The organism is Candidatus Pelagisphaera phototrophica, assembly GCF_014529625.1.
In the GTDB taxonomy this organism is placed as follows: Bacteria; Verrucomicrobiota; Verrucomicrobiia; order Opitutales; family Opitutaceae; genus Pelagisphaera; species Pelagisphaera phototrophica.
On sequence record NZ_CP076039.1, the window covers coordinates 2,731,769 to 2,754,045 of the forward strand.

A 22,277-nucleotide genomic window follows, 5' to 3' on the forward strand; every position below is an offset into this window, starting at 1 on the left:
TTCCTTCTCTCCAGTGGTCAGGCCAACGGTAAGCTCTTCGAATTCGAAGGGTTGAAAAATTCTAGGCTTTAAACTCGATCGTTATGTATCTAAAAGAATTCATGTATCGTAGAGTATCAAACTTCTGTTCTCTCCCGCTATTCTGTTGTCTGGTTGGATGTGGAAATTTTCAAAACAAAGAAATAGAGCTATCATCTACCGGATTAGCTGCTTATGAGCTAGTAGAAGGATGGCCAAAACTGCCTGATGGCCATTCATTTGGAAATGTAACCGGTTTAGATATAGACTCAGCTGGTAACCTGTGGATTTTTCACAGAGGGAGTAGAGTTTGGCCCATAGGTATACCCATGCATGAAACAAAGATTGTAGAAAACACTATCACTAAAATTGACAAGAACAGTGGAGAAATAGCAGCGAGTTGGGGTGCCAATATTTTCATCATGCCCCATGGATTAGCGATCGATAAAGAAGACAATCTATGGGTTACAGATGTCGGTTTACACCAAATTTTCAAATTCAATTCAAGAGGAGAGCTACTGATGGCTTTAGGCGAAGCCAAATTCCCCGGAAATGACCAAACGCATTTTAACCTCCCGACCGATGTAGCTGTCACATCCGATGGTTCATTTTACGTAAGTGATGGCTATGGAAATAGCAGAGTTCTTAAATTCTCATCCAAAGGCACATACCTGTTTGAATGGGGATCAAAAGGTCAAGAAAAAGGGGAATTTCACCTCCCACACGGCATAGACCTAGATACTGACGGTAACGTATACGTCGCTGATAGAGAGAACAATCGAATACAAAAATTTGATGCAGAGGGGAATTTTTTGACGACCTGGCAAAACAGGTCAACTGACCAATTTTATTCAGTGACGATCGACCACAATCGAGAGCAACTGTTTGGAATAGATTACGAAAGGGAGGATGGAGTCATCAAAGGGTCGGATATCTTTCGGTTCGATTTGGATTTGAACCTACAAGTACAATTCGGTAGAACTAGCAACTACACAGGCCCAATTGCGAGGTATCATGATATTTGCGTGGATCAGGAGGGAAATATTTATGTTGGAGATATCCTGGTTAATATGGTACAAAAATTTAGAGTTGTAAGGTAGCAAAGACATAACCAGTCAGCTCTCTAAATTCCGAGAAGCCGAGGGCTTCTCTCCATTAGCGGCTTTGGAGTTCTACCAGTTTCAATACGCAGGCCAATATCAGCAAGGCGAAGATGACTGGTAATCGATAATGTTTCATTTGGATTCAGCTTTCGCGGGCAAATAACGTGGTCCGATGGTGAGGCTATTGTGGCCGAATCCGACGTTGATGAACTTCGGGTTTTTGCGAAGTTCGTAGTCTCCGACCACGTCGAATACCTCGATACGGCCGGCAATTGGGGAGCCGACGAAAAGTTTGTCGCCTTCGGGCGTGAACTCAATACCCTGACTCATTCCCTTGGCGTCGAGTGTGTAAAGTAGCCGTGGCGGGCTGGAGGCGATGTCGAGGACAACAATGCAGTTATGATCCCGGTTCAACGCGGTAGCCACTGCCATCTTACTGTTGGGGTGAAAGGCAAAGCTCTCAGAGCCATCAGAGACTTGTTTAACCACCGCATTGATGACAGGTTTTTCCAAGGTCAGATCAGCGATTAAGATGTCAGAGTAGTCGATGCCGTTTCCAAGAGATCGCTGGCAGATTAGTGCAATGGTGCCGTCGGGACTGACCCGAAGAATGAATGAGGCTTCCGTTATCTTTGAGGGGACTCCGGGAGCCACTGTTACCTCGCTTAAATGTTCGATCTTATTGCCTCGTATGGAATACCATTGAACAGTCGCAGACTCGCCGGGTACGCCCTGGGTCGTGATTAGTCGATTTCCCTTCGGGTGAATCCAGAAAGTACCCAACCCGTACGGTTGAGGGTTTTGGCTGAGTTGAACCAACCTGCCATTGTCAATTTTGTGGATGTAGAAATTCTTGTCTCCACCTGTAATGAATCGTTGGCCATCTGGATGAGCCATGACATTACACGCACGATCCTCTAACAAAACGCGATCGACGACCCGGAAGTCCTTGGTTGAGAGATCGATTAGGGACAACATGTTGACGAGTTGCGCTGTCATCTCTTTCTCTTTGAGCAATTCCGGCGTCAAGTCGGCATTCCTCTGCGGTCCATCCGGTAATTGCAAATCCCCCATTTTTCCAAGCCGAAAACTGTGATTAACAATGATGGCGTAGCGACCGTCACTGGACATGGCCATCGTTGGAGTCCCGGCGATCGAAGAGGGTACTGTGTCGTAAACCGTCTTGATGATTGGAGGATGATCTGGGCCGAGGTGGACGACAGTGAGCGAGTCTTTTGTTTTCAACTCCCAATCCGTCGTCTGATCTTCGGTCAGCTGAAACATCTGATTGAATTCCCCGTCATTGGAACTGACCAATGTTAGCGGCGTTTGCGTGGTGAGATAGGGTTGGTCGGTCGTGGGTTTGCAGCCGACTAACAGAACGGAAATAAGCAGAGCAGTGTACAAGAAATTCATGAGATGACAGCGGAAAACACAGAGAGCCTGACGGCACAAACCCTAAAGCTAAGAATACTTGATGTCCAAGAGCAAGTTTAAGTGCACAAAAATGGAAAACTTTACTATGGATTAAAACGCCATCTATGTTAGATCGAGAATTTAGCCATTTTCATTCTCTATTAAAGTTCATGCATTTTAGCATTAAAATATAGCTAAAAATATTCTTTATAGAAAATAAAAATTGGTCATAAAAATAGAACTTATAAAAATTATTTTTTAATTTAGTAGGCTGTTCCCAATTATATTTTTTGACAAAAGACATGAAATATTGGTTTATTACTTTTGAGTTATATAGGTAAAAATAAGTTTAGTATGAATATTTTATTTGTCATAATAGGAGAAAGTTTTAGGAAAGGTGGGCAAGGATCTAGAATTGTAGGGTCGGATTCCTCATACACAGAGCAAATCAAAGCTTCTAATTCACATATAAATTTAATTAATCACCTTATAATAAAAAATAATGTGGTTAATATAGATATATCGTTGTCAACATATCAAACAAAATTCACAGAAAATCTAGTTGAGGTTTATCAAGATCATTTAATAAAAACTAATATGCTTGAAAAGCCTATTGGGTTAACAAATATTTTTCGTAACTCTTTAAAAGATATCCTATTTAGAGATACCAACGGCTTGAGGAGTTTGTGGTGTAATTCAATAAAAAAAGGATTTAATAAATATGAATGTATTTTCTATCTAAGAGTCGATTTATTTTTAAAACCCAAATTTTTTGATCTGTTTGACCCGTTTTCAAAAACAATTCAATTTCCATGTGTTTGCTGGAAAAAAGACAGTGTGGAAAAGGGACATCCAAGAGTGAGTGATGTGATGATGCTCTTTCCTCAAAAATACTTTTATCTCTTAAATAAAATTAATATTGGACATGAAACCTGGGCTGAATTCGTTGATAGATTTCGGCTGAGTTATGATGATTTAGGTACCATGCTTAAAACTTATCATGATAGTGATAGCGCTAAGGATTATAATCCAATTTATTTTATTGTAAACAGAAGTCAATGTACTACCTGGCATAGCAAAGACTATATTTTTAATAAGAACCAATACAATTCAAACAGTAGGACAAACTCCCTCTGGAAAAAATAAAAAAACTGGGTACAACCGGACTGAATCTTAAAGCTCATCTCTATTAATGGTGAGTGAGAGAAGATAAGAAAAATTACGCCAAATTTTTAGTACTGATTCACTAGTGATTAAAGCTTACTTCAACATTAAAATTATCATAATCACCATCCATTCCTTGATAGGCCTTAAATGAGCCAAATATTGCATAAAATGAGCTAAATTGGCGTTTTTTGGCTACTTTGTGGATAAAATGGCCTGTTTTTGGTTAAAAATGAAATTGGCTTCTGAAGATGCTGGAAGAGTATGAACAAGGCTTATTAGAACGTTTGAACTCCCACACCACCTATTGAATACTCGTTTTTCTTTGCCCATGCAGAAAACTCAATCTCGTACTTTGTAGGCTGATAATCGGGGCTATTCGCAAAAGCTTCCACGGCGGCATTGTATTCTGGATTTACAGATACGACTCTAAGCCACTTCCAAAGAGGAAGTTTAGAAGCTCCCATTTTAAGGCTAAAGTTGTGTATACTATCGTCAATCAGGCCCTCTTTGTGCTGGAAATAAACATCCTCTAAACGTGTCATCCGAGCTGATTCATAGCCCCATATTTGATGCCACTCATCGTCAGAAACGGAGTCAAAGTTGGTGCCTCTAATCGCACGGGCAACGAGATTGGAAAATTCATTATCCTGAGCGTAGTTGGAATATTCCTGAATAATGCTCAATGACCTTTCCTGCCGGACCTGAGACAAAGCAATAGCAGAGTTCTGTCTTAGCTCAAATATCAGGAAGACTAGGCCAGCTGAAACGGCGACGTTACTAAGTACTGTAGTGAGAGTTTGGACTGTGTTGGATTTCATAATGCCTCCGGCATTAATGGAGGCACCCGCCAAGCACAAATCTATTGGGAAGAAACATTAAAGTTAGTTGAAAACGAAGGGTGATCCAAGGCCTTTGTTTGGCTGTTCCTTATCTTTTGACCATTCTTCAAAGCTGGTAGCTAACAAAGTTGGCTTATAGTTTTCATCTTCCATAAAGTTAGCGACAGCCACAGCAAACTCAGGATTAGGCTCTCCAACATTCAGCCACTTCCAAAGACCTAGCCTACTCGCCCCCATCGCGAGGGCAAATTTGTACATATTCTCATCAATCAGCCCCTGATTGTATTGAAAGAATACATCCTCGAGTCTAGCACTTCTAGCCAATTCATAGTCTCTTATCTGATTCCACTCTACCGTTGTCACCGAATCAAAGTCGCCATTCCAGATGGCCCGAGTTTTCAATTCAGCAAACTCTTTGTCTTGAGCAAAAGATGTATACTGTTGAATTATACTAAGCGTCCTCTCTTGCCTAATCTGTGAAAGAGCGATTGCTGAATTCTGTTTAATTTCAAAGATCAGGAAGACCAGTCCTACAAGGACCCCGACATTGGCAGTTGCTGTACTTAGTGTGATAAAGGTGTTTGTTTTCATAATGCGGCAATAAATAAGAATAAGCCGCATTAAGAGGAAGAGCTAAGTGACTCCGATACCCCTGCCCTTTTTTGCAAGGAACCCTGATAGCACGATCAGGGTGAGTTTTGCTTTACATGGCCCTGGCCCTAGCTTTATTCCGATGCGGTTAAGCCCTCCGCTAATCTACTCAAAATCAGTCTTCTTTTAGCACTGTTCCCTGCTTCGGCATCGGCTGTGTCTTTCACCAACTTGCAGTTAACCGATACGAGTTTCTCGGTGGTTATATCGGGGAATGTACCGGATACTCTACCTTACCAAAGTCGAAAACTTATTCATATCACTAATCCTAACTACGCGGCTAACCCCGGTTTTGTGATCGGTTCTGTTGGTACGGCGGCTAGCTCGTTTAGTTTCTCTGGCTCTCAGATTATACAGGGTTTTAATTTGGTTGTTGAAGAAGAAGCTAATTTTATCTACATCGGCTTTGAGGAGGTGTTGACTGTTGGCAGTGCTTTGAGCGGGACTTTGACTGGTAGTTGGTCAAGCACAGCTTTTGATCCGAGTGCAGTCACTTCCCTCAATTTTTATTGGGGACAGGCTTTTGTTCTCGAGGGTGACGCCCCCGGTAACTCCGGCACTTTCCTCGGCTCTGCATCATTGTCCGCGGTCCCCGACCTCGGCTCTGCATCATTGTCCGCGGTCCCCGACCTCGGCTCTGCATCATTGTCCGCGGTCCCCGACACAGGGTCCACAGCAGCTCTTCTAGGAGTGGGTGTAGCGGCTCTAGCCTTTGCTAGGCGCAGACTGGGATAGGGTTTTCTAATAAAGCCTTCACACCGTTCGCCTTTGTCAGATTGTGCGAGGTTAGTGCACCATAAGCGTAATGTTTGCCAAATCCACCCCATTAGAACTTTGCCTAGCGGCTTTTGTCGTTTGCTCGATTTCGTACTTAATTTGGGCCAAAACCTTTGAAGAGGTGAAAGAATTGGCCTTTCAAAAGTTTGACAAACCACCGTCATAATTTTTTTATGCGATACTATGAGTAAAGAGATATTGATGGTGGCTAGGTTTAAAAACGTAAGCTATGATGAATGGCGTGCTATTTACGATGGTGACGCGGATTTAAGATCTGAATTTATGGAAGACGACATTGTAGGGAAGGTTGATGAACACACGGCAATGCTTAAATTCACTGTCACCGATGAGACTAGAATGGAAGAGGCAATGGCTAAGCGTATACCGGAGATTGAAGAATCACTCGGCTTATCGCACGATATTTATTCTTTGCAGGCTCGAAGCTAACATTTAGTTGATATTCAAAGAAATGACCTCCGATCAAATCGCCAAACATAGAAAATGGCCCGCGAGATGGTAGAGGCCAACCCCAAGCCGATGGGTGAGTAATACATGCTTCCTCGTTTGATAGTATTCCTTATTTTTTGTATCCAATTTTCAGCTTTGGGAGAGAGTCCAGAGCAGGTTCCACTTTTAACTTTGTTTTAGAGTCACTTATAAATCTGTCTCATTCTTGTTACAAGCGACGCCTCGCAGTACTTGACTTGCAATGGATGAGATATTTTATGCACGTTATGAACTTAGACTTAAGCAATCCTGACGGAAAAGGAACTTTTACAATAACTGCCATAGGCCAGAAAGAGGACACTATGACAGTTTACATGGAGGGAAAGGTAGAGGGCTATGGCTTTGTTACTTTGACGCATGAGTATAAACACATGGCCCGTGGGGATTGTGGGGAGCGTTTAGGCGGGACAGTAATTGGAACTGCTGAAGCTATTCTGGAAGAAGGTGGTATTGTAAGTACGCCACACATGGGGACCTTCACTCGCGATGGTAGCAAAATGAAAGTCTTTTTCGCGGATTACGTGACAAATGGGGATCAGAATTTCGTCCGTTTTGAGGTCGATCTGGGAGAGAAGCAATCTTGCGTCTCCTTCTGGTCGCTCAGGTAATACGGTTTGATGCCGGGATCCGAAAGGTATAGCGACCCTTCTTGTAGTTGTGCTAGCCTTTGCTCGGCAGAGACCGGGATAGGGGTAGCTTCCTGCCTCAGCAGTCCTTAGGACGACAATTTTTTTCTGGGGCAGCTGTCAAAATCCTAAAGCTGTATGCAGAAAATGTACAGATAACTACGCCAATTACGTTAATATGTGTTTCAGATAAAACACAATGAGAAAAAATGATGGCGTAAGATTGTTTAGATTAGTCAGCTCAATAATCGTTTCCGGTACGTTTCTTGTTACGGTCCTTGGTAGTCACCACTCAGATCCGAACGACGGGCAGATGATATTTCTTCTTGATTTAATGGTAGTTGAAGGAAAAGAAGCAGAGGCCGAGGATCTAATAGACAAACTTGTTGAGAACGTCAAAAAAAACAGAACCTGGAACGATCGTTTACGAATATTACGCATCATCGAAAGACAGGTATTTCCTGTATGAAGTTTATCGCAATCATACCGGAGCGGAATTTCACGTCGACAGCTTCATGAAGGGTAATCTAATGCCCGCCTTCGTCGAAATATTTGAGGTGATAACTTTTGAGGTTTTGGGTTCGACGGGTGATGAACTAAAAAAGAAGATGAAAGACTTTACCACTGAACATCGGGCGAAAACGGATGGTTTTAAGCACTAAGCGCATTGCGATACTACATTAGGTTGCACCATAACGAACTTCCACAGTCCTCAATGAAACAATTTTTTCTGGGGACAGGTGTTGGTTAGCTCTCAAAAGGTGAGCACCACACCGCCCTAAATTTTCAACGGCAGTCCTAGATCAGAAAAGATTTTTATGAAATCCGCGTTGTCGTGCAAATTTTTCCAATGGATTCTAGGATCCCAAATGAAGGTATTAAACGTTTTATTTCCTACAGATTCCTTCATTATTTCAATTGCCTTGCCGTAATCGCCGATTGAGTAATAGATCATGCTGAGGAGGCTTTCCGAAACGATCTTTCTCGATGACATTTCTCGTAGTGTGTTAAGAACAACAATAGCTTCGGCATTTCGATTCATTCGCCCTAGTATGAAACCCTTTATACCATAATATGTTGGCTCTTCTGTGCTTACAATGGCATTTTCAGCAGCTACAAGAGCTTCATCGTATTTTCCTTCCAGGCAAAGAATCTCGATAATTCCTAAATGACCGTAAAAATAATTAGGGTCCAGCTCCCTAACCTTAGCCGCCACAATCTTTGCCTCTTGTAATTTAGAAAAAGTAATCAATACCTTGAATTGAACCCACCTAGTGGTGGGGGAATTTGGCTCCAACGCCACGGATTTCTCAACTTCCCCGACCGAATCCGGATTGAATCTAACAGATCTTAATTGGGCATACCAGCGATTAGCTTCTGGACTGCTGGGGTTTATACTTAAAGCTTTGCGAAAAGAGGCCTCAGCTCTGTCAAAATCGTATTCGTAAATCCAGTAATACCATCCAAGACTTGAATGAAGCTCCGAGATTTTATCGTTGATTTGCAAAGCTCTATCTAAATACATCTTCGCTTTGGGAACAGCTATCTTAGTTGGGGAAAAGCCATAGGCCGCTAACATATTGTAACACTCTGCAATCCCAACGTATCCCAATGCAAACTGAGGATCCTTTAAGATCGCGAGCTCGTACTTCTCGACTGCTTGATACATTTTATCCTTATCGCGTGTGTTCCAAAGTAATCTTCCCTCGAGGTACAAATTATACGCTTCTAGGTTCTTGGTTTGGCGATCGTTTATAAGTGTCTCATATTCGCTGTTGAGATTTATCGAAAGGCCCTGTGCTACTTGCTCTGCAATCTCTCTTTGGATTGTAAAAAAATCACCCTCGCTTTTATCGTAGGTGTTGGCCCATAGGTTCGCTTCTGTTTTTGAGTCGATGAGCTTTACTATTACCCGCAACTTACCAGCCGTTTGCATTACGCTACCAGTAAGAATCGAATCAACGTCGAGTGAACTTCCTATCTCCTTCACGCTACTTGACATGCCTTTAAACCTCGCACCATCTTTGACGATAAGATTCGGTGCCATAGAAAGCATCGCGTTAATTTCTTCATGCATGCCGTCAGCCAGAAAGCTATTTTCCCCTGCGGGACCAATGTTTCTAAATGGAACAATCGCCAAACTACTTCGCTGTTCTTTGGTTTGGGCAGACTCTTCCGATTGAGAAGAAGATGTGCTATTGGGAATTTGTTTTGTATCAGTCTTGGGCCACCAGAAAATCAGCCCACAGGCGAAGACTAATACCATCAAAAAAGACGTAGTGAGGCTGAGTTTGAAATTACGTCTTTTTGGTATTTCACTAGCAATTGTCTCGGAGGTTTGTCGTGGTTTATGGTCTAGCTTTTGAATCTCCTTCACCGATTCAGAGGTAACAGCAACTCCTCTCATTGCCAGTGATCGAAGTATTGCCGCAAATGCGGCATCTTCATTATCCTTAAAATACTCGACCCGTTGAATCCCAGCTAATTGATATTCCATCGTTTCAGGGATTTCAGAGCGCTCAAAATACACCGGGATAATAGGCTTTTCGCGCTCTGAACACAGTGCCAGCTCCTTCACCACATTCTTAGATTCGGTCGACTGTGGCGATATGGACAGCAACATAACTTTGCAGGTCTTAATTGCATTTACAATTTCTTGGCTCCACAAAGCCGAAATATCAATGCCGCCCTGATCAATCCAAACAGAAACCCCAGCATTTCTGAGCCTTTTTACTAAGCCGAGAACCCGTTCTCTATCCTTAGCGGCATAACTGATGAATACGTCGTCGTTCACTTCCGAGAAAACAAGCCTTATTGCAGTCTTATGAGCAAGATTGAAAACCGTTTTTCTTTACTGAGCTCTCAAAGAACATAAATTCCTTTCCTTGAAGTGCCATGGCCTTGTTAGTTGAAAGAGATCCTCTAGCCGCGCTCTTACTAGCTTCTTCCTCACCATCTCCGACCCAGCGGACAAAATCATTCTCTGGATAGTGCTTCCAGATAGGGTCATCTGGAATTAGCTTCGTAAGCAAAAAATCTTAGGCATCTAGGGAAAAAATGAGGTAGGTTTGCCCCAAAGGACGACAATTTTTTCTGGGGGCAGTTGATTAAATTCGGCCCCATTTCTTCTCCTTTTAGGGGGTACTAATGAGGGCCCAATGAGCATTCTCGATCCCATTGGAATCGCATGCGGAGCTTATTTTTTTAGGGCTGTTGAAGAGATAATAGAACCCTCTAGCGCCACCGCCGAGGACGGGAACAATTCAAGAGGTGTGTCGTAAAAACAAAAAACGGACCCCAATGTGGAGTCCGGAATTCACTTTCAATTAGGTTGGTTGCCTATTTAGGGAGTTACAACAGAATCTATTATGTGCACTACCCCATTACTGGCTTTAACGTCGGTCTTAGTGACTTGGGCATCATCAATGAACACGGACCCATCTTTAACGGAAACGGTGAGACTGGAGCCGTTTACTGTAACAACTTTCCCTGCCTTGACATCGGCGGCGAAGATTGCACCGGGCACAACGTGGTAGGTAAGAATTGCGATCAGCTTTTCTTTGTTCTCTGGTTTGAGCAGCGTTTCAACAGTTCCTTCTGGCAGCTTGGCGAATGCTTCATCAGTTGGAGCGAAAACTGTGAAGGGCCCTTCGCCTTGTAAAGTGGCGACAAGGTCGGCTGCAGTTACTGCAGCTACCAAAGTGTTAAAAACGCCAGCAGAAGAGGCCACTTCAACAATATCTTTTTGTTTGTGAGCATCCCCGTGATGACCAGCTTGAGCGATCGCCGCGAAGCTGACTGAGGCAAGAATGAGCACTAGATTCTTAATTGTTCGTATAATCATAATAATTTCAGGTTAATTGTTTTTACTAACTCAGAATGCACACAAGAGATCGACAATTGAAGAGTTAGACGCAATTTATATGAACAGCTTTTGTTTGTTAAAAATGGTACGTAAATTGTTCAGATAACCTAAAAATACCACGAGTTCATGGATTTAACCTATATAGCCCTTTCTAATTTTCAGAGAATATAAATGAACAAGTTTTGAAATTTTAAATACGTTCTGGCTTTCTTCTTCTCACTCAACGCAAAGTTGATTAGACTGTTGTCTAAGTCGGAGGTGTATCCACCGTCTTGTTTGCCACCCCAAACGGATGGGAGATATTCATACTAATTCGGACCGATTTCCTCGTATTTCTCAATTCTCTTTCTCTGGCGTAGTGGTTCGAGGGGCAAAAAGTTGTCATCCTTTACCCTTTTCTCATCTGGGGTACTAGCAGGGTGCCAATGTTCTGTCTCGAACACATCGGAACCCCATGAGGATGTTAATTTTTTAGGCGGTTATCGATGTATAATCATACTCACCAGCGTGATTGACGAGACCCCGCCCCCATCTAATTTCCTGTCATAAATGGTGCAGAACAGTGCAGACAAATGCTGCCAAATACCCCTTAATAGGTTCGTAAGTCTCTGTTCGCTAGGTAAATAACGATTTCGATTCCCGACTACGCCTCCAATTTAAGTCCTGCTTATCAACTACTTAGGTCTTTTGATTACCGTATTCCTACCAGATTTTTCGTTGATAAGCAGTCATGTTTGGTATTGGATTTAGCATGCTGTTTTCAAGAGGCATAGCGTCCCCTATCGAGTTTCCGAAGGAATCCGGAATACGGATTGGCGCCGTTTCATACAAAACCGCTGGAAAGAAGTTCAGTTTATCGTACCGGGTAAATCTGCCGGCCACGATTACTGGCAAAGGCCGCGTGCGTGAGATTAGGGAGCGAGAAGCCTATCGGGTAAAGTTGTTCATGGATCTGATAGATCAGTCCCAGAAAGGACTCGTATCCTGCGCTACCAGGAATACGGCTTGGCCGTTAGGGACTTGATCAACCAGATGAAAAAAGCTCCAACCCCAGCTACTACGTTCCGCGGCGTTTACAGCGTCTCAACAGCCAAGGAAAAGAGTTGGCAAGAAGCTCACCGCATTGAGGAGAGGATTCACTTCACTAAGAAGGTTACCTCGCCGGAGTAGTACAACGAAGTGTTTTGGAGGGCCAGAAGAGCTCTTGAGCAAGCAGATTTTCCCAGTTAAAAAAATTCATCTACTATTAAGCTTGCCTCCCCATCGTGCACCTTTGGTTATAATCCTCTTTAGTTTATGAAGTCCACTTATATTAAAAGCCGCAAAATCGTTGCTGCTAAAAGTCGACCAGTCAGATACTTGGGATATGCTGCTGGAGAAATCGCTCTTATAATCGTAGGTGTTCTCCTCGCTGTACAAATAAATGATTGGAACGATGCGAGGAAATATAGAAGTGAATGCCTAGATAATATCTTAAAGTTAAAATTAGATATATATGAAGCGATTGCCAACATTCAGGGTTCAATTGAAAGAATGGAATGATGAATTAGCTAATATAGCAAGCTTTCTTGCTTCCAAAACTTATGACCCGGCAGAGCAGACTGCTTTTGAAAATGCATTGAACAACATTGCTGCACTCAATCTACCCAAAGTTGATGTAGGATTACTAGGTTCAGTGCTGGATGGAGAGACCGAACCCATAGCCTACGACCAAGATTTAGTAGAGCAAGCCTTGGAAATTGAAAGTTTTATAAAATCAAGACAGAGTAACATACAAAATAACGTTGATAGAATTGAGCTTATTGTAGGAAATACGTTATCTCAGTTTGTTGGTTTTGGTCAAACTGGAGCATCTATAAAACCGCTGTACGATATTAATGATCTGAAATCTTCCAAGGAATTCAGTTACAGCGTTCATAGTATAAAAAGTATGCGTGCACGCATCATTAGTTTTAATAAAGGAATCGCTGAGGAGCTTGAAAAATTTGGTTCTTTGGTGAAAAGCTACAAATAATAAATTTTTATAGTAAGACCACAATTTAGATTGAAAAGTTAATCTACGTTAAACCTTTCTGTATACGTTTTAGGATAGCCGGGGAAAGACCGAATTGTTCAAGCCCCCTGATTGTGGTAGTGACACGTTCCAGCCTTCCGATCCCAATGTCCCCCATGTGAATCGGTGAGGCCTGAATGTGAGAAAGCCACATGCAGGAGACTAAGAAAGACTGGGGTGAAAAAAATATCCGCATGATTAAAAAGAGGGCTTGATAGGGCGTAGTTAAGATGGCAAACACAGGCATGTTAAGAAGGTCTTTAATTCTTGTACTGGTTGGTTTAGCAACAACATCATCTTCAAGTTCATCTATTGGCTCAGATATAGATCCGAGATACAAAGGAGCATTGGATACGCTATTTGAATACTGGGATTCATTAAATGCGAACGAACTATCAGAAGAACGTATGAAGGACTTGTTCAGCGAGGAATTCTGTTTCGTTGGGCAGCCAAACTTGTTCTTCAACAACATATCTGAAACGACTGGGTTTTACAACGCTGTGCGAAATGAAGTATATCCCGCGATATGTAGCCCATACGATTTTGAGGCACTTAAAATAAACAGAATATCATATCTTCCAGTAGAAGAAAATTCAGTATTAATTGGGTTGATAGACGTTTTCCTTACCACTCCGAATCAAACACCAAGAGTTGCTATGGCGTTTGCTTACAATCTAGTTTTCGACGAAAATAAGGGAAAATGGCTGATGAATAGTCTACTAAATTTCAGTGTAGATTCATATCCGAAAAATTGGAAACAACTGGATGTAGAACCTCGCTGGAAATATAACGATCAAAAACCAGTTGAAGAATTAAGGCATATATTAGCCCGTGAGGTGACCCCCTAGGCAAATTCGTAGAGGTTGAATGACCTTTATACTGGAGCGTTTATACATTTGGGGAAAGAAGACGTAGAAAATATTTATGAATATATCATTTTTTAGATTTTTCAGAAGTAGGTTTAATGGTGAAAGAAGTGCATTCTCTTATCTAGTGTACGCGTTAGGAGAACTGATTCTGATAGCTTTAGGCATCCTTCTTGCACTGCAAGTCGACAACTGGAATCAGAGCCGATTGGACAGAATCCGAGAACGAGTGCTATTAGCAGAGATTCACGATGAATTTCTTTTTAATAAGTCGGAGTTGATTCATACGGCCGGCATTTTTTCTAAAGTTCGAGAGAACTGTGCAAACCTCGTTCAACTGATCTCGGAAAAAACAGCAACATTTGATGAAGCACTTTTAAGTTCTTTCCTAATGGGTATTACAAGTGCTGGCACCGCAGACCTTTCAAAGGCGACTATAGACACGTTAAAAAACACCTCTTCTTTTCAAATTATAAGAAACGACGAATTGAGAAGTACCTTAATACTTTGGGAAAGTCTTTTATCAGACTACAAGGAGAGAGAAAAAAGAGCGGAAGATTTTGCTATTGAGCGTTTGACACCATTTCTATCAAAAAGAGTACCTCTCCCATATCACCTGGGTATAAGTGATCCGAGAGTCGATAAGTCTTTCATTGAGGATATCGAGTTCGAAAACTTGATCAGAGGTAGGGGAAGGTTAATCAGCACCTTTTTGAATATGGCGGAGGGTGATAATCCAAAGCTGATGGAAACAATCGAAAGGATAATTGCACTTTCTGGCGACTAAAAGGTGCCATTACGATTTCAATGATTCGGTGTCCGTGAACATCTGTTTTTTGATTTATTTTTTGACATTTTATAATCGCCATCAAAGGTGTAAATCCATTTATAAATTCAAATGGGTATTTAGGATCATAACAATCTCCCATTATTTCTTTGGGCCATTTTTTAAGAGAATAGTTTACATTTGCATTTTTTTTGTTTTACGAGATATTCTATAAAATCAAGTTTATTATAATTATTACATGCCAATAACAAAGGAGTTGAATAATCAATAAAACGAAAATCTGGAAATGTCGAATCAATATCATTTACTCTTTTTATTAAAATTTCACAGTTTTCGTTTTCTATAATTCGTGAGCGTAAATCAGTCCATATCAACTTAGGTTGTCTATATGGAGGAAAATTAGTTATAATATCATCAGTATAATGACAATTTAGAGCAAACATAATATCAGTTTATAAACTTAAATCAAAATTTTGATTTAAAAAAATATAATAAATATTATTTAAAATGTGTGATGAAAAACAAATAGTTTTAGTTTCAACAGGTACATTTCAAGATTACATAAAAGAAAATATAAATCAATTACTCAAATTCGAATTTGATATCCATGTTATTGTAGATTTTACATTTTTTAAAGAAATGTATAAATATAAATCTTCTATTAAACTAATTGACTCCGCTACTTTACAAACAGATTTTGATAAAAAATCAAAATTAGACAAAAATTTTAGAGGTGGTTTTTGGAATTATGCATCAAAACGCCTTTTTCTAGTATATGAGTACATTAAAATGAAAAATCTTACAAATGTAATTCATCTAGAAAACGATGTTTTATTATATAGTAGTCTAAACTATAATTTTGAAGAAAAAATATATATAACCATGGATTCAAATAATAGATGTATTCCAGGGATTATATATATTCCAAAATATGATTTATTTACAAATTTGATTGAAAATTATGATTTTACAAAAAACGATATGATTAATTTATCAAATTTCTACAACAATAACACAGATATTGTGAAGACATTTCCAATTATTGATGACAGTTTAGATATATCTATTTATAACGAAAATTTTCAAGAATTTAATAGTATTTTTGATGCGGCTGCGATTGGTCAATATTTAGGAGGAGTTGATCCAGGAAATATAGCTGGTAATACAACTGGATTTGTAAATGAGACTTGTGAAATCAAGTATGATAAATACAAGTTTAAATGGGTAAAAAAAAGAGATGATTTTTTCCCATATATTGAAATTAAAGATAAATTAATAGCTATTAACAATCTTCATATACATTGTAAGAAATTGATAAATTTTAGGATGATAAACCCAGTTGTAAATAAATATATTAAGAAATACATGAACACGTTCATAACTGGTGAAAAAATACAATTCTCCTGTGATCATTTCGTTGGCACCGATGAAGATTTTAGATTTAATCCAAATGTTGCTCAATATAAAAATAGATTTATTTATCTTGGTAATAATGCAAATATTGATAATAAACTATTGGTATTTTGTTATACACATTTATTGGGTAATATTGAAAAATTAGTTAGAACATTAAAAGGGCTACAAAATCCATTCAAATTAGTATTACACAACAGCGACGGATCGTTTGACAGAAAACATATTATTTTATTCGAAAAACTGCCTTTATTACAATGCATATACGCCCAAAATATCAATGTTGAAGATGAAAAAGTGTTTCCTTTACCAATTGGTTTAGCTAACTCCCAATGGACACATGGCAATTCTAAAATACATCAAACAGTTTATGATATGCCTATTGAAAAATCCAAGGTAATATATTTTAATTTTTCCAAAAATACCAATAAAATAAAACGTGTTAGATGCTATAATGATATTATTAAAAAAGGAATAACTTGGAATAATAATATCCCTTATAAAGAATATTTAATTGAGTTGAAAAGACATAAATTTGCTATATGTCCTGAAGGAAATGGAATAGATACACATCGGTTTTGGGAATGTTTATATATGAATACAATTCCCATTTGTTTGAAAAATAAAATAACTGAGCATTATAAGAAATATTTTCCATTAATTTTATTAGATGATTGGAAAGAACTTGATGTAAGCAAGCTATCCTATTCGGCAATTAATCATCAATATTTAGATATGGAATTTATAAAGATATGTAATTTAGAAAATATGAGTACAAATCAAATAAATAATAATTTACAGACAGTAGAAAAATCATCTTTTAATACAAATTTATTTGACATAGTAATATTAGTTGGGCCAAATGATAAATCGGTTATTGAACAACAAATAAAATATACTCAAAAAAATATTATTGGTTATAGAAATATTTATTTAATTTGCTATGATCCATCAATAATAATTGATGGGTGTACCACTATTAATGAAAATATTTTCCCATTTAATATAGAAACAGTTGCAAAATATCACGGAAAATTAGATAGAAATGGATGGTATTTACAGCAATTATTTAAATTATATTCTGGTAAAATCATTCCAAATATTTTGGATAAATATTTAGTTATTGATTGTGACACATTTTTCTTAAAACCAACTACTTTTGTGGAAAATAATAAATGCCTTTATAATTATGGTACAGAATATCATAAACCATACTTTCACCATATGGAAAAATTAGATAAAGGTTTGATTAAAGTTGATAAAAATAAATCAGGTATTTGTCACCACATGATATTTGAGACAAAATATATAGATGAACTTATTGCTAAAATTGAAAAAAATCATAATGATTTATTTTACAACGTGTTTTTAAAAACAGTGACAGATAAAAAAAAATCAGGGGCATCAGAATTTGAAATTTATTTTAACTATATGTTAAAATATAATACCGATGAAATACAAATTAGAAAATTAAGTTGGGAAAACGTAAATAAACTAGAAACTAATAGCAATTATGATTATATATCATATCATTGGTATATGAGATGAGACTTGCCATATTTTTAATTGTCTTTTTATTGTTAATAATTTGCTTATTTTAAGGAAATGTTGGATTTTCATACACATATTAAAAAAAGTTTAGACATAATTTTTAAGAACATGTTTAAGTTTTGATTTCAAAATTTTAATTTAATTTATAATCAAAGTTGTATATAACATTTTATGTTTAGATTTCACTCCACTGAACTCCTGACTATTTTAAGATCACTAGTTACAACGGCTCCTACGGCTCCATGAGAAAGATTGTCATCGGTTATGTCCAGTGCTCCCGCGAGCAATTGGGCTGCTCGGATACCAGTGCAATGAGCACCTACAATCTGCTGGATTCCATATCTCTTCAAAGACTTCGCTGTATTAAGAATGAAATCATCGCTTGATCGAAACAAGTGAAGACCTCCAATTAAGCCGTATATTCCGATGTTCTCATAATTAGAAAACGCATCTGCAGTGTTTAACAGTCCGGAATGACCGCAGCCCGACATTATATACCAACCCTTCTTTGTTAGTATCCCTAAAGATTGATCATCCGCTACTAAATCTGCTTTAAGATTACCATTTTCCCATAAGAAAAAGCCAGGAGATACGATCACCTTTTCAAATTTTCTCTCGACGGGACCAGACAATACTAAATTTTTGGATATCTCGAGAGGTCCCTTGACAACAATAAAATTAATCCCCAATAAACTCGCTTCTGTGGCGAAATCACTTACTCGATCAAATCCTCCAATGAAGCCTCGGAGATCGCCTTTTTCATCATATCTTTGGTCAAAGAATCCATTCGCCACGTAAACCTTCGTGAAGGCTTTGGGATTATCTGCCATGAATGCTTTTCTTAGCTTCAACAGTCCACCGGTATGATCCCCGTGGAAGTGGCTTAGAACGACCTTCTCAACTTTGCCAAGATCCTTTTTTAACAAATTTGCGTTGTGAAGAACGGTATTTTCGTCGAACCCGGTATCAAAAATTACAGATTCGTTTTCTCCTTCTAACAAGGCTGAGAAGCTCCACTCTCCGACACCGCCGAAATTGGCAATGTTCGTTGCCAAAACGGTTATTTCGTAGGTGGAACTTAATGATGAACATTTAAACAAGAAATAAAAGATGAACATCTTTTTAGAAAAAATCGGCATTGTGGTAGGGAATTAGAATAGCTTGAGATTTTTGAGCGAGTAAAATATCTGCTGGATGGTGTGCTGACCACAAGCCAACCCGAAGCTGGTGGAGTAGTGGGAACATGTTTTCCGTAACCGTCATCTCAAAAATCGGACAAAAACTAGCTTTTATTTACGTTTTTAACACAAGACCTGCTCTCTGCTGCTGAGAAAGGGAAGACCTTTTTGAGGGACTAGGTTTGCGTGTCTGAGATTCAGTGTCCTCCCGTGCGTGTATCGGTCCCATTTGCTCCTTCAATCACTCGGAGTTGTTAGAAACGAGAAGGCGTGAATCCGTTTGAGTTGGTCCCTCATTCCAATCTGAGCCATTGAAAGCTAAGGAGGAGTAGATATTCTCTCAGCACGGAATACATTTGCCCCGAATCTCTTCCTGTTATGGGGGTAAATGAGGGTGGAGTGCGTCAAGAGGAGTCTCAGCATTCTAGAAAACCTCTCAATGACGTCCCGCCCAAGCTTCCAATTCAAGTTGCTGACTTTCGGCCCAAACCAAATATTGACGCCAGTTATGTCCTAATGGATATTTCGATATGGCGAAGCGTCTTAAAACGAATTACGAGTCACGGCTGGACGCCGCGGCCGAAACGATTGTAAATAATGATCACTGCCCTATCCCCGGGCTGGTAATAATGGCTCGACGCGGCGAGGACGTTTATCAGAAGGCGTTCGGATATGCAGATAAAGAGGCTGGGCGGCTGATGACTAATGACGCTCAATTCCGTTGCTTTTCGATGACAAAGGTTCTCACAACCTCGATAGCTCTGATGTTGAGAGACCAAGGCCTACTTGAATTGGAAGCCCCGGTGGAGACTTACTTACCCGCATTCGGGCGCCAGTTTGAAGTGCTTCATGAGGCGCCGCATGGAGAGCCAGGTGCCTTCAAGGTCCCCTACACTTCGTTTATGACGGGGAAGACCCAAAACCTTTCTTTCACGAAAACAGCTGCGCAAAACAAGATTCTCGTTAAGCACTGCTTGTCCGAGTCAACAGGTATAGGCTATGATATGTGGACCGATTTCGACTTGGTATACAATCAATCTCTTTTCGGCCACCAGTACGGCGTAGCCCAAGCTCTCAGGCGTCAAAAGGGCTTAGGTTTTTACTCTTCTAACTCGATTATCGGGCAAAATGCGACACTAGAAGAATATTGCGATGCTATTGCTGAAGCAGGTTATTTGACAGACGAGCCCGGAACCTTCAGCTATGGACTGGGTGCTTTATTAATGGGCAGAATAATAGAAGTTGTTTGCGAGAGGGTGTTAGGAAAACACGAACGATTCTCCCGCATTTGCGAGAAAAAATTATTCGAACCGCTTGGAATGTCTTCCGCGGCTTTTTACTTAAATGATGGAGACCCGCGAATAGCCAAAATACCACAACTGTATGCCGCGACTGCAAATGAGGGCTCTGGCCCCTCTGGTGCGATAGATGTTAAGCCCTACGTCAAATGCCTTCCCATGGTGGATGATTTCCCGAACACGGTAACTACTGCCCACTTTGAGGGCCCTCGATCTTGCGATAGCGGCGATACTGGGTCCTGTATGACTGTACTTGATTACTCGAAGTTTTATGAAATGCTTCTTGCAGGAGGTTGCACTCCCAACGGAAGAAGGATCCTGAAAGAACAATCTGTTCGCGATTTAGCTTATGGACAATTTTCTGATCTTGATCGCCAATCTAAGATCGCTCGAGCCTTCGGGTTAACCGGCGAGGCAGCATCGTTCAACTACGGTTGGGCCGTCGAGGCCAAGACCGACAAGTCGCCACACTGCAACCACTGGTCTGGGTATGCTAATAACCACGGAAGACTGTACATAGAGGAAGATTCCTACATCCTTCTATTTCCCCAGTTCATGGCCTCGACACCCGCCAGTTTTCCATTAGGGGAACCGGTTATTAAAGAACCTATGATCGCAGCTTTTCTCTCAGAATGGGAGTACTAGTAAATAGCCCGTCAAGCGACCCTCCAGCTCGCAATGTTGTCAGCCACCTTTGGCCGTTTACGTCGCGATAGCTGGGCTGTAAACCAATAGAATTGATCAATTAATGGGCCGTTCTTAAACTTGCTCTAGGGCTGACCAGCTTTTATTTTAGCTCTAATTTCTTTCATATTTTCTATTTCCTTGTCGAAATCATAATCAGGAAAAGCTGCGATAATAGTTTCCATCTCATTACGAATGGCAGCTCGTTGTCGATCATCGATTGATTGTGGCAATTGGTTTTCGTTTAATCGATCATCCATACTAAAGAGTCTGCCATCGTTGTACATTCGATAACCATCCATCATCAAGACACGGCCTGCATAATCATTAAAATCTGAGAACCAGGTTACCGGATCGTAATGACAAAAAGCCCACTTCCTTGGACTTCCTTTTCTCCCAATAATTTGGGGATAAAAACTACGACCGTCCGTTACAAACTCTTCTGATGACTCAATATTTGCAGCCTGCAAAATGGTCGGAAGAATATCTGAAAAATCTATCAAATCATCTAATTCTCTTCTCGGGCTTTTACCCTCAAAAGAAGCAATAAGAGGAACTCTTAAGCCAGCATCCGTTAACATGCCTTTTTCTCCCGTAATTTTCTCTCCGGAGTTCATGCGGGTCGTGATACTTCGGTGTGTACCATTGTCGGCGGTAAAAATTATTAGCGTATTTTCTAGCAAATCTCTTTCTCCGAGATGCTTTAAAAGCCTACCTACAATTTCATCAGTATATTCCACCATATCAGAGAAATACATAGGGTCTTTTTCTTCCGTCTTTAACCAATCTTTGCTGTGTGGGGTAGGCACAAAGGGTGAGTGCACCAGAATCATCGGGTAATAAACAAAGAATGGTTTGCTCTCTTTTTTATCAATGAAGTCACAGACAAAATCTAAGAGTAGGTCCGGACCATACTTATTGCGAACTTCGTCATCTTCTAGGAAGCGTCCATTTTGATACATGAGTGGAAACGCATAGCGTCCGGTTGCTTCCCTGATTAGATCCTTCGGTTTAGCTATATTATTCACACAGTATTCATCAAAACCAAGCCTGTTTATGGTATCCCCGTCTCCCCCGAGTTGCCATTTTCCAGCAATAGCTGTGCGGTAGCCTGCATCTTTGAACAGATTGCCAAACGTAATCTCATCAGGATTTATATGTAAAAATTCCTCATAGTTACGATAGTTGTATTTTCCGGTCATTATTGAGACCCTTGATGGTGAACAAAGCGGTGTCGCAAAGCAATTGTTAAACTTTACTCCGTCCTCTGCTAAGCGATCTAGATTGGGAGTTTTATATTCTTTCGCACCGTAGGTACCCAGGCATTCTTGTCCCATATCATCTGCCATAACAAGAATGACATTAGTTTTCTCATATGACCAAAGATAGTTTGATGAAAATGACAATAAAAATAAAAATCTAATATAATAAATTTTTGTTATTATCTTCATCGGTTCAGCTTCTGTTTATTATTATTT

General features: G+C 39.9%; 21 protein-coding genes. 13 read left to right on the forward strand and 8 right to left on the reverse strand.

The genetic code is table 11. The features are described 5' to 3' along the window. Positions 1–83: 83 nt before the first annotated feature. Entirely contained in the window at positions 84–1,118 is a 1,035-nt protein-coding gene (locus GA004_RS11755) for a peptidyl-alpha-hydroxyglycine alpha-amidating lyase family protein (RefSeq protein WP_283394059.1), read from the forward strand. Between the two features lie 135 nt (positions 1,119–1,253). Here GA004_RS11755 and GA004_RS11760 read toward each other — a convergent pair whose 3' ends face one another. Beyond that, on the reverse strand, positions 1,254–2,537 hold the full coding sequence (locus GA004_RS11760; RefSeq protein WP_283394060.1) for a WD40 repeat domain-containing protein: 1,284 nt from the start codon (positions 2,535–2,537) through the stop codon (positions 1,254–1,256). A gap of 354 nt (positions 2,538–2,891) precedes the next feature. On the opposite strand from GA004_RS11760, the gene GA004_RS11765 reads away from it, so the two are divergent. After that, positions 2,892–3,683, forward strand: coding sequence for a hypothetical protein (locus GA004_RS11765; RefSeq protein ID WP_283394061.1), 792 nt, complete (start codon positions 2,892–2,894; stop codon positions 3,681–3,683). A 296-nt stretch (positions 3,684–3,979) separates the two neighbouring features. On the opposite strand, the gene GA004_RS11770 is transcribed toward GA004_RS11765, so the two are convergent. Together GA004_RS11770 and GA004_RS11775 are read right to left on the reverse strand one after the other, a co-directional pair. Further along, on the reverse strand, positions 3,980–4,522 hold the full coding sequence (locus GA004_RS11770) for a hypothetical protein (RefSeq protein ID WP_283394062.1): 543 nt from the start codon (positions 4,520–4,522) through the stop codon (positions 3,980–3,982). A gap of 63 nt (positions 4,523–4,585) precedes the next feature. Further along, complete coding sequence (locus GA004_RS11775) at positions 4,586–5,134, reverse strand: hypothetical protein (RefSeq protein WP_283394063.1); 549 nt, start codon at positions 5,132–5,134, stop codon at positions 4,586–4,588. A gap of 216 nt (positions 5,135–5,350) precedes the next feature. On the opposite strand from GA004_RS11775, the gene GA004_RS11780 reads away from it, so the two are divergent. The 4 genes from GA004_RS11780 to GA004_RS11795 all read left to right on the forward strand — a co-directional run bounded on the left by GA004_RS11780 (position 5,351) and on the right by GA004_RS11795 (position 7,766). After that, a complete protein-coding gene (locus GA004_RS11780; RefSeq protein ID WP_283394064.1) occupies positions 5,351–5,929 on the forward strand; it encodes a VPDSG-CTERM sorting domain-containing protein in 579 nt (192 codons plus the stop codon). 225 nt (positions 5,930–6,154) lie between these two features. Then, positions 6,155–6,418: a hypothetical protein gene (locus GA004_RS11785; protein ID WP_283394065.1), complete on the forward strand. Its 264-nt coding sequence runs from the start codon at positions 6,155–6,157 to the stop codon at positions 6,416–6,418. A 287-nt stretch (positions 6,419–6,705) separates the two neighbouring features. Further along, a complete protein-coding gene (locus GA004_RS11790; RefSeq protein ID WP_283394066.1) occupies positions 6,706–7,086 on the forward strand; it encodes a hypothetical protein in 381 nt (126 codons plus the stop codon). A gap of 404 nt (positions 7,087–7,490) precedes the next feature. Further along, entirely contained in the window at positions 7,491–7,766 is a 276-nt protein-coding gene (locus tag GA004_RS11795; protein WP_283394067.1) for a putative quinol monooxygenase, read from the forward strand. A gap of 116 nt (positions 7,767–7,882) precedes the next feature. Here GA004_RS11795 and GA004_RS11800 read toward each other — a convergent pair whose 3' ends face one another. The 3 genes from GA004_RS11800 to GA004_RS11810 all read right to left on the reverse strand — a co-directional run bounded on the left by GA004_RS11800 (position 7,883) and on the right by GA004_RS11810 (position 10,948). After that, a complete protein-coding gene (locus tag GA004_RS11800) occupies positions 7,883–9,898 on the reverse strand; it encodes a TIR domain-containing protein (RefSeq protein WP_283394068.1) in 2,016 nt (671 codons plus the stop codon). 28 nt (positions 9,899–9,926) lie between these two features. Continuing rightward, positions 9,927–10,136 carry a hypothetical protein gene (locus GA004_RS11805; protein ID WP_283394069.1) on the reverse strand — a complete coding sequence of 70 codons (210 nt, stop codon included), beginning with the start codon at positions 10,134–10,136 and terminating at the stop codon, positions 9,927–9,929. Between the two features lie 311 nt (positions 10,137–10,447). Then, complete coding sequence (locus GA004_RS11810; protein ID WP_283394070.1) at positions 10,448–10,948, reverse strand: fasciclin domain-containing protein; 501 nt, start codon at positions 10,946–10,948, stop codon at positions 10,448–10,450. Between the two features lie 772 nt (positions 10,949–11,720). Between GA004_RS11810 and GA004_RS11815 the strand changes: the two genes are divergently transcribed. The 6 genes from GA004_RS11815 (at position 11,721) to GA004_RS11840 (ending at position 17,636) form a co-directional block, all read left to right on the forward strand. After that, positions 11,721–11,993: a hypothetical protein gene (locus tag GA004_RS11815; protein ID WP_283394071.1), complete on the forward strand. Its 273-nt coding sequence runs from the start codon at positions 11,721–11,723 to the stop codon at positions 11,991–11,993. Between the two features lie 272 nt (positions 11,994–12,265). Further along, positions 12,266–12,511 (forward strand): hypothetical protein, encoded by a 246-nt coding sequence (locus GA004_RS11820; RefSeq protein ID WP_283394072.1) that lies wholly within the window; start codon positions 12,266–12,268, stop codon positions 12,509–12,511. Further along, entirely contained in the window at positions 12,465–12,983 is a 519-nt protein-coding gene (locus tag GA004_RS11825) for a hypothetical protein (RefSeq protein ID WP_283394073.1), read from the forward strand. Before GA004_RS11820 ends, GA004_RS11825 begins: the two co-directional genes overlap by 47 nt. Positions 12,984–13,252: 269 nt before the next feature. Beyond that, a complete protein-coding gene (locus tag GA004_RS11830; protein ID WP_283394074.1) occupies positions 13,253–13,870 on the forward strand; it encodes a hypothetical protein in 618 nt (205 codons plus the stop codon). Between the two features lie 76 nt (positions 13,871–13,946). Further along, complete coding sequence (locus tag GA004_RS11835) at positions 13,947–14,675, forward strand: hypothetical protein (RefSeq protein WP_283394075.1); 729 nt, start codon at positions 13,947–13,949, stop codon at positions 14,673–14,675. A gap of 507 nt (positions 14,676–15,182) precedes the next feature. Further along, positions 15,183–17,636: a DUF6492 family protein gene (locus GA004_RS11840; protein WP_283394076.1), complete on the forward strand. Its 2,454-nt coding sequence runs from the start codon at positions 15,183–15,185 to the stop codon at positions 17,634–17,636. A 185-nt stretch (positions 17,637–17,821) separates the two neighbouring features. On the opposite strand, the gene GA004_RS11845 is transcribed toward GA004_RS11840, so the two are convergent. After that, positions 17,822–18,778 (reverse strand): MBL fold metallo-hydrolase, encoded by a 957-nt coding sequence (locus tag GA004_RS11845; protein ID WP_283394077.1) that lies wholly within the window; start codon positions 18,776–18,778, stop codon positions 17,822–17,824. A gap of 569 nt (positions 18,779–19,347) precedes the next feature. On the opposite strand from GA004_RS11845, the gene GA004_RS11850 reads away from it, so the two are divergent. Continuing rightward, positions 19,348–20,760 carry a serine hydrolase domain-containing protein gene (locus tag GA004_RS11850; protein ID WP_283394078.1) on the forward strand — a complete coding sequence of 471 codons (1,413 nt, stop codon included), beginning with the start codon at positions 19,348–19,350 and terminating at the stop codon, positions 20,758–20,760. Positions 20,761–20,885: 125 nt separating this feature from the next. Here GA004_RS11850 and GA004_RS11855 read toward each other — a convergent pair whose 3' ends face one another. Beyond that, positions 20,886–22,250, reverse strand: coding sequence for a sulfatase family protein (locus GA004_RS11855; RefSeq protein WP_283394079.1), 1,365 nt, complete (start codon positions 22,248–22,250; stop codon positions 20,886–20,888). Between the last annotated feature and the right edge of the window lie 27 nt (positions 22,251–22,277).